The sequence below is a fragment of the Pigmentiphaga sp. NML080357 genome, assembly GCF_002188465.1.
In the GTDB taxonomy this organism is placed as follows: Bacteria; Pseudomonadota; Gammaproteobacteria; order Burkholderiales; family Burkholderiaceae_B; genus Pigmentiphaga.
The window spans coordinates 204,579-217,196 of the sequence record NZ_NINW01000025.1; the positions used below are offsets into that span (position 1 = coordinate 204,579).

The window sequence follows — 12,618 nt, forward strand, 5'->3', positions numbered from 1 at the left end:
GCGCCGTCCATGCTTGCACTGGCCGATTTCGAACGCGCCGCCAGAAGAAGGCTGCCTCGCTGCATTTTCGGTTTTGCCGCGCATGGCTCTGAAGACGAGCGGTCCCTGCGCGCCAATGACGAGGCGCTGGCCGAGATGGGGCTGGTCCCGCGCGTGCTGGTCGACGTGGCGTCGAGATCCACGAGCTGCGACTTGTGGGGACGCACATACAGCGCGCCGTTCGGCATCGCGCCCATGGGCGGCGCCGCACTGTTCGCCTATCGGGCCGACCAGGCGCTGGCGCAGGCTGCCGCCGCCGAGAGCGTGCCGTTCGTCCTGAGCGCGGCCTCGTCCGTTCCGCTGGAAGAGATCGCGCGGCGGGCACCGCATGCGTGGTACCAGGCCTATCTCGCCGGCGATCGCGGCCGCATCGAGGCGTTGTTGCATCGCCTCGAGCGCGCCGGCATCGGCACCCTGGTCGTGACCGGCGACGTCCCCGTGGCCGCCAATCGCGAGAACGACCTGCGCCTGGGGTTCGGCATTCCGGTCAGCGTGCGTCCCCGGTTGCTGGCCGACGTCCTGGCCCATCCGCGGTGGCTGGCAAGTGTCGCGCTGCGAACTGTGTTGCGGGACGGCGTCCCGTACTTCGAGAATTTCGGCGCCCAGCGCGGCGGCCCCATCATCGACGCGCCGGGCCCGCAGCTGCGTGCCGGCCGGGATCGCTTCACCTGGGAGCACTTCCGATTCATCAGGGACCGCTGGAGGGGCAGGCTCGTGCTCAAGGGGGTCCTGCATGAAACGGATGCCAGGATGGCGCTGGATGCCGGCGCCGATGGGCTCATCCTCTCGAACCACGGGGGCAGGCAGCTCGACGGCGCCGTCTCGCCTTTGCGCGTGTTGCCACGCCTTGCCGCGCTGCGCGGGCAGGCCAGGCTGATCGTGGACGGGGGATTCCGGCGCGGCACCGACGTCATCAAGGCGCTGGCGCTGGGGGCCGATTTCGTGCTGGTCGGCCGTCCCTTCCTGTATGCCGCCGCGGTCGGCGCCCAGGCCGGCGTGCAGGCCGCGATCGGACTCCTGCGGCAGGAGATCGACCGCGACATGGCGCTGCTTGGCGTGACCGCCGTCTCCGGCATCGACGCCTCCCTGCTTTCCCCCGCAGAAAAACCGGAACCGCTCCGCGGCCTCGCGCCCCTTATGGGTCACGGCGGCAGCGGCCGATAGCGACTATTCCCCATGGAGCCAACATCACGACCTACCATTCCCGACTGATCATCGACGGCGCGGCGCGCACCCACCTCCGCCAATATCTGCCCACCCCCATAACTACTCTGCACCGGCTCCTGCCCCCCCAACCGCATCTTCACCGCGCAATACTTGAACTCCGGAATCTTCCCAAACGGATCCAGCGCCGGATTCGTCAGCTTGTTGATCGCCGCCTCGTAATAGCAGAACGGCACGAACACCGCTCCCCGCGGCGTCCCCTCGTCCGCCCGCGCATACAACGACACCCCGCCGCGCCGCGACTCCAGCGTCACCACATCCCCCGGCTTGCCGCCCAGCTCCGCCAGGTCCAGAGGATGCACCAGCGCCACCGGATCCGGCTCGATCGCATCCAGCACCGACGCCCGCCGGGTCATGCTGCCCGTGTGCCAGTGCTCCAGCTGGCGCCCCGTGATCAGCACCGTCGGATACTCCGCATCCGGTTTCTCCGCCGCCGGAATGATGTCCGCCGGAACGAAACGCGCGCGACCCGTCTCCGTCGGAAAACTCGTCGTAAAGACGACCGGATCGCCAGGGTCGCCTTCCGCCACGCAGGGGTAGGTCACCGCATGCTCGGCCTGCAGCCGCTCCCACGTGATGCCGCCTATGCTCGGCATCGAACGGCGCATCTCGTCGAACACCTCCGACACATCGCGATAATTCCAGTCCAGCCCCATCCGGGCCGCGATCTGCTGGATGATCCACAGGTCCTGGCGCGCATCGCCCGGCGGCTCCAGGGCCTGGCGGCCCATCTGCACCAGCCGGTCGGTATTGGTGAACGTGCCCGTCTTCTCCGGGAAGGCCGACGCCGGCAGGATGACATCGGCCAGATAGGCCGTCTCCGTGAGGAAGATATCCTGCACCACCAGATGGTCCAGCGCCGCCAGCGCTTCGCGCGCGTGATTGGCGTCGGGGTCGGACATGGCGGGGTTCTCGCCCATGATGTACATGCCACGCACCGTGCCGGCCTTGATCGCATGCATTACCTCGACCACCGTCAGGCCCGGCTGGGCATCCAGCGGCATGCCCCACAGCTGCTCGAATTTCTCGCGGGCGGCCGCATTGTCCACGCGCTGGTAGTCCGGATACATCATCGGAATCAGCCCCGCGTCGGAGGCTCCCTGCACGTTGTTCTGCCCGCGCAGCGGATGCAGGCCCGTGCCGGGGCGTCCGATCTGGCCCGTCATCAGCGCCAGCGCGATCAGGCAGCGGGCGTTGTCGGTGCCGTGCACGTGCTGCGATACGCCCATGCCCCACAGGATCATCGAGCCCCTGGACGTCGCGTACAGGCGCGCCACCTCGCGGATGGTATCGGCGTCGATGCCGCAGATCGGCGCCATCCGCTCCGGGCTGTAGCCTTCCACGTTCTCGCGCAGCTCCTCGTAGCCGATGGTCCGGCTGGCGATGAAGTCCTCGTCCACCAGCCCTTCGTGCACGATCACGTGCATCATCGCGTTCAGCAGCGCGACGTCGGTGTCCGGCTTGAACTGCAGGAAACGGTAGGCCTGCCGCGCCAGGTCGGAGCGGCGCGGGTCTGCCACGATGAGCTTGGTGCCCTGCTTGACCGCGTTCTTGATCCAGCTGGCCGCCACCGGGTGGTTCACGGTGGGATTGGCCCCGATCACGATCACCACCTCGGCCTTGTTCACGTCCATCACGGGATTGGACACCGCGCCCGAGCCTATGCCTTCCAGCAGCGCCGCAACCGAGGACGCATGGCACAGCCTCGTGCAGTGGTCGACGTTGTTGCTGCCGAAGCCCGTGCGCACCAGCTTCTGGAACAGGTACGCTTCCTCGTTGCTGCCTTTGGCCGATCCGAAGCCCGCGAGCGCGCGCTTGCCATAGGTGTCGCGGATCGCGCGCAGGCGGGAGCCGACCAGCTCCAGCGCCTCGTCCCACGTGGCCTCGCGAAAGACGTCCATGACCCGCTCCGGGTCCATGACAGCGTCGCCACGCTTGGGCGCGTCGGGCCGGCGGATCAGCGGGCGGGTGAGGCGCTGCGGATGGTGCGCGTAGTCGAAGCCGTAGCGGCCTTTCACGCACAGGCGCTTGTGGTTGGCCGGCCCGTCGCGCCCTTCCACATAGAGAATGCGATTGTCCTTGACGTGATAGGTCAGCTGGCAGCCCACGCCGCAATAAGGACAGACCGACTCGACCTGCCGGTCGGGCTCGGCCAGCGCCGCCTCGCGCGCCGGCATCAGCGCGCCGGTGGGACAGGCCTGCACGCATTCGCCGCAGGCGACGCAGGTCGAGGCGCCCATGGCGTCGTCCATGTCGAACACGATTTTGGCGTGGTCGCCCCGGTAGGCGAGCCCGATGACGTCGTTGACCTGCTCGTCGCGGCAGGCCCGCAGGCAGCGCGTGCATTGGATGCAGGCGTCGAGGTTGACGGCGATGGCGGGGTGCGAGGCATCGGCCCGCACCTGCGCGCGCGGCGCGAATCGCGGCTTGCCCACGCCCAGCTTGCCCGCCCAGTGGTCGACTTCGTTGTGCCGGGTGTACGAGGCCTCGGGCATGTCGGACTGCAGCAGCTCGAGCACCATCTTCTGCGCCTTCAGGGCACGCTCGCTATCCGTCCTGACCGCCATGCCGTTGCGCGGCGCGCGGCAGCACGAAGGCGCCAATACGCGCTCGCCGTCGATCTCGACGACGCAGGCGCGACAGTTGCCGGCGGTCTCCAGGCCTTCTGCATAGCAAAGATGGGGGATCTCGATCCCCATCCGCGCGGCGACCTGGATCAGGGTTTCATTCTCGGCGGCGCTGACCTCCAGGCCATTGAGCGTGAAGGTGACGGTGGCCGGTTCGAGACCGAGTTCGCGACGGTTGACGGTATTCATTTCAGTTATCCATGTGCGCTGCGATCACAGTGCGCGGCCCGGCGACCCAGGGCATAGCGGATCCGGCCCCGCCGGTCCGCGGGTGGCGTCTCCCGCGGGGGAGCGTAACTCCTGGGGGAAATACTTGACGACGCAGTCCACGGGGTTGGGGGCTGCCTGCCCCAGCCCGCATATGGACGCATCCCGCATGACGGCGGACAGTTCCTGCAACAGGTCGATGTCCCACTGGGGCTTCTGGATCAGGTCCAGGGCCTTGGCGGTACCGACCCGGCACGGCGTGCACTGGCCACAGGACTCGTCCTTGAAGAAGCGCATCAGGTTGCGCGCCGCGCCGACGGCCGTATCGTGGCGGGACAGCACCATGACCGCCGCCGACCCGATGAAGCAGCCGTAGGGCTGCAGCGTATCGAAATCCAGCGGGATGTCGTTCATCGATGCGGGCAGGATGCCGCCCGACGCGCCTCCGGGCAGATAGGCATAGAACTCATGGCCATCCTGCATGCCGCCGCAGTATTCGTCGATCAACTCCTGGATCGTGATGCCCGCCGGCGCAAGGTGGACGCCGGGCTTGCGCACCCGCCCCGATACCGAGAACGAGCGCAGGCCCTTGCGGCCGCGGCGACCCTGCGAAGCGAACCAGGCTCCGCCTTTTTCGAGGATGTCGCGCACCCAGTGCAAGGTCTCGAAGTTGTGCTCCAGCGTGGGCCGGCCGAACAGCCCGACCTGGGCGACGTAGGGCGGCCGCAGGCGGGGCATGCCGCGCTTGCCTTCGATGGATTCGATCATGGCCGATTCTTCGCCGCAGATGTAGGCGCCCGCGCCGCGGCGCAGCTCGATGGCCGGGAGCCCGGGGGCGGGCGGGTCGGCGCGCAGGCGCTGAAGCTCGGTTTCCATGATGGCGCGGCAGCCGGGATACTCGTCGCGCAGGTAGATATAGACGGTCTGCGCTTCTACCGCCCAGGCGGCGATCAGCAGGCCTTCCAGGTGGCGATGCGGATCGCGTTCGAGGTAGTAGCGGTCCTTGAAGGTGCCGGGTTCGCCCTCGTCGACGTTGACCGCCACCAGGCGCGGCCCAGGTTCGGCGCGCACCGCGCGCCATTTGCGTCCGGCCGGAAAGCCGGCTCCGCCCAGGCCGCGCAGGCCCGAGTCCTCGAGCGCGGCGAGCACGGACTCGACGTCGCGCTGCCCGCTCGCGCATTCCCGCAGCAGCCGGTAGCCGCCTTGCGCGACATAGGCCGCATAGTCGATGTAGGGGCCGGGGACCTCGCGGGTCTCGCCTTTCTCCACCGCCGCCCTGACCGCGTCCGGGGTGGCGCCGGAAACGGGGCGTTGTCCCACCATCGCGACCGGCGCCTGCTCGCAGCGGCCCACGCACGGCGCCTGCAGCACGCGCACGTCGGCGCCCAGCACCTGCGGCAGGCGTTCCAGCAGCGGCTGGGCACCTGCGATCTCACAGGACAGGCTGGTACAGACCCGCACCGTGAGCGGCGCGGTGCCGGCCACCGTCTGGCCGTCGTCCCGAACCACCTCGAAGTGATGGTAGAAGGAGGCCACCTCGTAGACTTCGGCCTGCGCCATGCGCAGTTCCTGCGCCAGGGCGGCCAGATGGCGCGTGCCCAGTTGGCCGTAGCGGTCGTTGATACGGTGCAGATGCTCGATCAGGAGATCCCGCCGCCGGGGCGCGTCCCCCAGCAGGGTGCGCACCTCGGCCAGCGCGGCCGGGTCGACGCGGCGGCCTTTGGGTTGTTGGCGCTTGCGTTCGCGCGTGGGCGGCGCCGCCACGATGGGGATGACTTTCTGTTCCATGGGATCCGGGCCGTGCGTCGCGAGAGGCGGAAACGGCTAATATATGTAATTCAGAACATATTTATGTCGTTATGCAGCCCACTCTAACAAAGAAACCCGCGGGGAAAAATATGTCCAGGATTGCATAATGTTCAAGATCGCCATCCAGCCCGGCTGGCAGATCCAGGGGACCGATGCGTCCGCCGGTCCCGCCTTCGATACGGCGCTGTTGCTGCGGCTCCTGGCGGGCATACGCGCTTCCGGATCGATCGCCGCCGCCGGCCGCCTGGAAGGTTTGTCGTACCGTCACGTATGGGGGCTGCTGCGCAGCGCCGAGGAACTCTTCGGCACCCCGTTGCTGGAAAAGCAGCCCGGCCGCGGCACGCAGCTCAGCCATCTCGGCATGGTGCTGCTATTGGCCGAAGACCGCATACGCGCCCGCTTGTCGCCCACGCTCGACAGCCTGGCCTCCGAGCTGGAGGCCGAGATCCGCAAGGCCGTGGCGCCGGACCGGGCGCCTTTGCGCCTGTACGCCAGTCACGGCTTCGCGGTCGCCGCGCTGGTGGACTGGATCAATGCGGCCAACATGCCGGTGGAGCTGCGCTACCGCAACAGCACCGAGGCGGTGGCCGCGCTGGCGCGGGGCGAATGCGACCTGGCCGGCTTCCACGTGCCGCTCGGGGAGTTCCAGGGCGAGGCCGTGCGCCAGTATTCGCAATGGCTGGATCCTAGCAAGCACGTGCTGGTCCAGCTCGCCCTGCGTGCCCAGGGTCTATGCGTGGCGTCGGGCAACCCCAAGCGCATCGTGGAGCTGGCCGACCTGGTCCGGCCCGGCGTGCGCTTCGTCAACCGCCAGGCGGGCTCGGGCACGCGGATGCTGCTGGAATTGATGCTGGGGCGCGACCGGGTGCTGCCGCAGGACATCAACGGTTTCGACAGCACCGAGTTCACCCATGCGGCGGTGGCGGCCTACATCGCCAGCGACATGGCGGATGTCGGCTTCGGGATCGAGACCGCCGCGCGGCGGTTCGGCCTGGATTTCGTCCCCCTGGTGACCGAGCGGTACTTCTTCGCGGTGGAGCAGGGGCCGCTCAAGGCGCGCAGGCTGGACGAAGTGCTTACCATCCTGCGGTCGCCCGGATTCGTCCAGCGGCTGGAGGCCCTGCCTGGCTACGAGCCGGTCAGGACGGGTGAAGTGCTGACTCTGGCACAGGCATTCGGCCCCGCCGCGCTGGGCGTTCAGCCTTCTTGACCGGAAGTCGCCGTCTTGCGCGCGCGGCTGCGCGGGGCGGCCTTTCGTGCCGTCTTGCGTGCCGCCTTCTTGGCGGGCGCGGCGGCTGTTTCTTGGGGGGAGGGGGGCGTCTCGCCGCCGCTGGCGGCCACGGGCTCCAGCGCTGCCGGGGCCTCGACCGGCTCGGACGGCGCTTCGGCGGTCTCGGCGGTTTCCCGTGTGCGCCGCGCGGCGCTCTTGCCCGAGGCGCGGGTGCCGCGCCGCTTGTCTCCCCGCGCGGCAGCCGGGGCGGCGGCCTCGGTCCCGGCAGCGGGTGGCTCCGCGGGCGCGGTCACCGGCTTTGCAGCCGGGGTGTCGACGAGCGCGGGTTCGCCGCCGCCGTTGCTCCGATAGACGTAGGCCCCTGACTTGTCGTCGCGGCCGAATTCCAGCAGCCCCTTGGCCTGGGCGGCTTCCAGCAGGTTGCCGAAGGCGCGGAAGCCATAGTAGGACTCGTTGAAATCCGGCCGCCGCCGCTTGATCGCCTCTTTCAGCACGGAGGCCCAGATCTTGCCGGTGTCGCCACGTTCGGAGACCAGCGCGTCGAGGGTTTCCACGGCCAGCGCAATGCCTTTGTCGCGCCGGGACTCCAGCTCGTCCTTGCGGTGCTTGTCTTCGTCGTGCGGCCGCCGGTTGGCCGACGGCGTCCCGCGCGTCTCGCGCCGGGCGGCCTGCTGGGTTTCCCGCACCAGGTCGTCGTAGAAAATGAATTCGTCGCAATTGGCGATCAGCAGGTCGGAAGTGGACTGTTTCACGCCCAGGCCGATGACCTGCTTGGCGTTCTCGCGCAGCTTGGAGACGAGGGGCGAGAAATCGGAGTCGCCGCTGATGATGACGAAGGTGTTGACGTGCGATTTCGTATAGCAGAGATCCAGCGCGTCGACGACGAGGCGGATGTCGGCCGAGTTCTTGCCCGACTGGCGCACGTGCGGGATGTCGATCAGCTCGAAATTGGCCTCGTGCATGGTGGCCTTGAAGCCTTTGTAGCGTTCCCAGTCGCAATAGGCCTTCTTGACGACGATGCTGCCCTTGAGCAGGAGGCGTTCGAGCACGAGCTTGATGTCGAATCGCTCGTACTTGGCGTCGCGCACGCCCAGCGCCACGTTTTCGAAATCGCAGAACAGCGCCATGCTGACGTTGTCCGGGGTAGTGTTCATGGGGCGGTGCTCCGGTCGTGCGGCGGCGGGCCGGCTGCCCGCCATGAAGATGGGATGATACCGGTTCCAGGCGTCCCGGCGCCGCCTCGTGGCGAGCCGGCGTCCGCGGGGCAGGCGCAATGGCCCTGCTGGCGGAATTGGTACATGCGCGCGACAACCTCGATCCTTTACACTCGTTCTCCGCCGGCGGGACCGCCGCCATTTCCCTTCACTCCCCCGCCGGCGCGCCTACTACGCCATGCAGCCAGTCTCGACTCGACCACCGCTTGCCGGCGAGGCGCCCGCCATCGTTGCCATATCGGGCCTCGCCAAGACCTACGCCAACGGCTTTCACGCGCTAAAAGGCGTGGACCTGCAGATACGCAAAGGGGAAATCTTCGCCCTGCTCGGCCCCAACGGCGCGGGCAAGACCACCCTGATCAGCATCGTCTGTGGCCTGTCCCGGCCGACCGCCGGCACTGTGCTGGTGGACGGCTACGACATCGCGCGCGACTATCGCGCGGCCCGCTCGCGCATCGGCCTGGTGCCGCAGGAACTGGCCACCGATGCGTTCGAGACCGTCTGGGCCACGGTCAGCTTCAGCCGCGGCCTGTTCGGGTTCCCGGCCAAGCCGGCCCATATCGAGAGCGTACTGCGCGACCTGTCGCTCTGGGACAAACGCAACGCCAAGATCATGACCCTCTCGGGAGGGATGAAGCGGCGCGTGCTCATTGCCAAGGCGCTGGCGCACGAGCCCAAGGTGCTGTTCCTCGACGAGCCGACCGCGGGCGTGGACGTCGAACTCAGGCGGGACATGTGGAAGATGGTGCGCCGCCTGCGCGACGAGGGCATGACCATCATCCTGACCACCCACTACATCGAGGAAGCCGAGGACATGGCCGATCGGATCGGCGTCATCAACAAGGGCGAACTCGTGCTGGTCGAGGAAAAACGCGCGCTGATGCGCAAGCTCGGCAAGAAGCAGCTGACGCTGCAATTGCAGGCCCCGCTCGCCTCCCTGCCGCCGGCCCTGGCCGGCTATGGCCTGGAACTGGCCGACGGCGGGAACGCGCTGGTCTATACCTTCGACACACAGGGCGAGGCCACCGGCATCGCCTCCCTCATGCGGGCCCTGAACGAACAGGGCATCGATTTCAAGGATCTCCATTCCAGCGAGAGCTCGCTGGAGGACATTTTCGTAAGCCTGGTCCAGGAGCAAGCATCATGAATTTTCATGCGATCCGGGCGATCTACCGGTTCGAGATGGCGCGCACTTTCCGCACGCTGACCCAGAGCATCGCCTCGCCGGTACTGTCCACCTCGCTGTATTTCATCGTATTCGGCACGGCCATCGGGTCCCGCATGGGCGAGATCGGCGGCGTCAGCTATGGCGCGTTCATCATCCCCGGGCTGATCATGATGTCGCTGCTCAACGAGAGCATCTCCAATGCCTCGTTCGGCATCTATCTGCCCAAGTGGACCGGTACCATCTACGAGCTGCTGTCGGCGCCGGTCTCGCCGGTGGAGGCCGTGATCGGCTACGTCGGCGCGGCGGCCACCAAGTCGATCATGCTGGGCACGCTGATCCTCGTCACGGCCCGCATCTTCGTGCCCTACCACATCGAGCATCCGGTCTGGATGGTGGGCTTCCTCGTGCTGACCGCGGTCACGTTCAGCCTGTTCGGCTTCATCATCGGCCTGTGGGCGGACGATTTCCAGAAACTGCAGATCATCCCGCTGATGGTCGTCACGCCGCTGACCTTCCTGGGCGGGGCGTTCTATTCGATCAGCATGCTGCCGCCGATCTGGCAGAAGATCACGCTGGCCAACCCCGTGGTGTATCTGATCAGCGGATTCCGCTGGAGCTTCTATGGCCAGTCCGACGTCAACGTGGTCGTGAGCCTGGGCATGACGCTCGGCTTCCTGGCCGTCTGCCTGGGTATCGTGACCTGGATATTCCGCACCGGCTACAAGATGAAAACGTAGGCGGACTGCGCCGCGCCGGTGCGTATGGACCGCCATTGGTGCGGACGGGGCGCAACCGGCGTGCATGACGGGTGCCAACCCGCTCCCAGGATCGGCTTGGCATTTTTTATGCTTGCAAGCCGGCTACCGCAACCAAATTATTGAATCAGTCAATTATTTAGGAAACAGTCGTGGCGATTGCCGTAAACCCTAATTCATCGATAAATTAATTACTTGTTTAATTAATCGAAGAACAGCCGGACGTCTGCGGCGTCCGCGCCACGGCAAGCCATCAGCGGTTGGCACTGCTTCATCCGAAACCTTTGCGAGAGGTCGCTATGCGTAAGTTGTCTTGTGCGTTGTTGCTGGTGGGAGCGGTCGGCGGAGCATCGTCCGCGGCGTGGGCGCAGGAAACCATCAAGATCGGCGTCATCCAGCCCTTGACCGGCTCGGTGGCGTACAACGGGTTGACCTACGTCAACGGCGCCAAGCTGGCGGTCGAGCGCCGAAACGCGGCCGGCGGCGTGCTGGGCAAGAAGGTCGAGCTCGTCATCGAGGACGGGCAGTGTCGTCCGGCCAATTCCGTGAACGCGGCCGAGAAGCTCATCGTGCGCGACAAGGTCGTGGCGCTGACCGGCGCGTTCTGCAGTTCGGCCACCGCCGCCGTCATGCCGGTGGCGGAGAAATACAAGCTGCCCATGCTGTCCGGCGTATCGTCCAAAGCCGACCTGACGGAAAAGGGGCTGCAGTACTTCTTCCGTTCGGCGGAAACCGACCGGCTGATGTCCAAGACCTTCAGCAAGATCCTGGCCCAGAAGCTGCAGCTCAAGACGGTAGCCTACATCGGCGTGAACGACGACTGGGGACGCGGCAGCGTGGAGGACTTCTCCAAGGACCTCGGCGCGCTCGGCGTCAAGACGGTGATGAAGGAGTACTTCGACCATGGCGCCACCGACTTCTACACTTTGCTGACCCGGCTTCGGGCGGCCAAGCCCGACGGCGTGTTCGTCGCGGCCGAGACCCAGGACGGTTCCATCCTCGTCAAGCAGTTCAAGGAATTCGGCATCCAGACCAAGATCTTCGGCGTGGGATCGTGGGCGACGGCCGACTTCATCGGCCTGACCGGCGAAGCCTCGGAAGGCATCTATGCGGCCGTGCCGTATGCGTCCAGCATGCCGGGCGAGCGCAACCAGTCCTTCGTCCAGTACTACAGCGCCGCCTACAAGGAAAAACCGGGCAAGTACGGCGCCGCCGGCTACAACGCGCTGAACATCGTGATGGAGGCGATCGCCCGGGCCGGCAACACCCAGGCCGACGCCATCCGCGATGCGCTGCGCAAGACCGACTACGCCGCGCCCAACGGCCATTTCAAGTTCACCGAGAAGGGCGAGGGCTATGGCTTCGACGTGGTGCTCGTGCAGATACAGAACCGCGAACCCAAGGTGGTGGCGCAAGCCCCCACGGAAAAGCCTTGATTCGTCCCGTCGGACGCTGAGTCGGGAGAAACGATGGATTTGCTGCCACAGTTCTTGGCCAACGGATTGGTGATCGGGTCGTTCTACGCGCTGTCCGCGTTGGGACTCACGCTCATCCTCGGCTTGATGCGGGTCGTCAACTTTGCCCATGGCGAGCTTTACATGCTCGGGGGCGTCATGGGCTGGTGGGTCACGAACGCGCTCGGTCTGGATTTCCTGACCGGCCTCGCCCTGGTGGCCCTGGTGATGGGCGTGTTCGGATGGCTCGTCGACCGCGTGCTGATCGAACGCATCCGCGGCCAGGGCGAGGAGCCGGGCATCCTCCTGACCATAGGCCTGTCCATTTTCCTGGCCAATACCGCGCTGCTGGTGGTCGGTACCGCGCCGCTCAAGGTGGAGGGGCCCGTATCGAGCGGGCCGGTGTTCCTCGGGCCCATCGTGGTCACCAAGATCCGGCTGTTCGCGGTCGCGGTCTGCGCCGTGCTCATCGTGGCGGCGTACCTGCTGATCCAGAAGACCCGGCTCGGCCGGGCGATGCGGGCCACGTTCCAGGACCCCATGGCCGCCCAGCTGGCCGGGATCAAGACCGCCAACGTCTATGCGTGCACGTTCGCGCTCGGGACGATTATTGCCTCGCTGGCGGGGATGCTCCTGGGGTCCATCTACTCGGCGCAGGTGTCGGTGGGAGGTCTGGTCAGCATGAAAGCCTTCGTGGTGGTGATACTGGGCGGCATGGGAAGCTTCGCGGGGGCAGTGGTCGGCGGACTGGTGCTGGGCATTGCCGAGGCGCTGTGGGGCGGCTATGTGGCCACGGGGTGGGTCGACATCATCGGCTTCGCCATCGTCATTCTTACTCTGGTGTTCCGGCCCTACGGCCTGTTCTCCAAACGCGCCGAGAGAGCCTGATC

At 66.8% G+C, this 12,618-nt stretch carries 9 protein-coding genes; 6 read left to right on the forward strand and 3 right to left on the reverse strand.

Annotated features, from left to right (window positions below; all coding sequences use genetic code 11):
- The first annotated feature begins 9 nt into the window (after nt 1-9).
- Complete coding sequence (locus CDO44_RS09935; RefSeq protein WP_087780069.1) at nt 10-1,203, forward strand: alpha-hydroxy acid oxidase; 1,194 nt, start codon at nt 10-12, stop codon at nt 1,201-1,203.
- Here CDO44_RS09935 and fdhF read toward each other — a convergent pair.
- Together fdhF and CDO44_RS09945 are read right to left on the reverse strand one after the other, a co-directional pair.
- A complete protein-coding gene (gene fdhF, locus CDO44_RS09940; protein WP_087780070.1) occupies nt 1,182-4,079 on the reverse strand; it encodes a formate dehydrogenase subunit alpha in 2,898 nt (965 codons plus the stop codon). The two genes, CDO44_RS09935 and fdhF, sit on opposite strands and share 22 nt — an antisense overlap.
- Nucleotides 4,080-4,103: 24 nt before the next feature.
- Nucleotides 4,104-5,885: an NADH-ubiquinone oxidoreductase-F iron-sulfur binding region domain-containing protein gene (locus tag CDO44_RS09945; protein ID WP_087780071.1), complete on the reverse strand. Its 1,782-nt coding sequence runs from the start codon at nt 5,883-5,885 to the stop codon at nt 4,104-4,106.
- Between the two features lie 127 nt (nt 5,886-6,012).
- Here CDO44_RS09945 and CDO44_RS09950 point away from each other — a divergent pair, with 127 nt between their 5' ends.
- Nucleotides 6,013-7,116, forward strand: coding sequence for a substrate-binding domain-containing protein (locus CDO44_RS09950; protein WP_087780072.1), 1,104 nt, complete (start codon nt 6,013-6,015; stop codon nt 7,114-7,116).
- Here the strand turns inward: CDO44_RS09950 and CDO44_RS09955 are convergent.
- Nucleotides 7,104-8,291 carry an NYN domain-containing protein gene (locus CDO44_RS09955; protein ID WP_087780073.1) on the reverse strand — a complete coding sequence of 396 codons (1,188 nt, stop codon included), beginning with the start codon at nt 8,289-8,291 and terminating at the stop codon, nt 7,104-7,106. The genes CDO44_RS09950 and CDO44_RS09955 overlap by 13 nt on opposite strands.
- Nucleotides 8,292-8,529: 238 nt before the next feature.
- On the opposite strand from CDO44_RS09955, the gene CDO44_RS09960 reads away from it, so the two are divergent.
- The 4 genes from CDO44_RS09960 (at nt 8,530) to CDO44_RS09975 (ending at nt 12,616) form a co-directional block, all read left to right on the forward strand.
- Nucleotides 8,530-9,498 carry an ABC transporter ATP-binding protein gene (locus CDO44_RS09960; protein WP_087780074.1) on the forward strand — a complete coding sequence of 323 codons (969 nt, stop codon included), beginning with the start codon at nt 8,530-8,532 and terminating at the stop codon, nt 9,496-9,498.
- Nucleotides 9,495-10,256: an ABC transporter permease gene (locus tag CDO44_RS09965; RefSeq protein ID WP_087780075.1), complete on the forward strand. Its 762-nt coding sequence runs from the start codon at nt 9,495-9,497 to the stop codon at nt 10,254-10,256. The genes CDO44_RS09960 and CDO44_RS09965 overlap by 4 nt, the downstream gene beginning before the upstream one ends.
- A gap of 317 nt (nt 10,257-10,573) precedes the next feature.
- Nucleotides 10,574-11,710: an ABC transporter substrate-binding protein gene (locus tag CDO44_RS09970; RefSeq protein ID WP_087780076.1), complete on the forward strand. Its 1,137-nt coding sequence runs from the start codon at nt 10,574-10,576 to the stop codon at nt 11,708-11,710.
- A 33-nt stretch (nt 11,711-11,743) separates the two neighbouring features.
- A complete protein-coding gene (locus tag CDO44_RS09975; protein WP_087780077.1) occupies nt 11,744-12,616 on the forward strand; it encodes a branched-chain amino acid ABC transporter permease in 873 nt (290 codons plus the stop codon).
- The last annotated feature ends 2 nt before the right edge of the window (nt 12,617-12,618 follow it).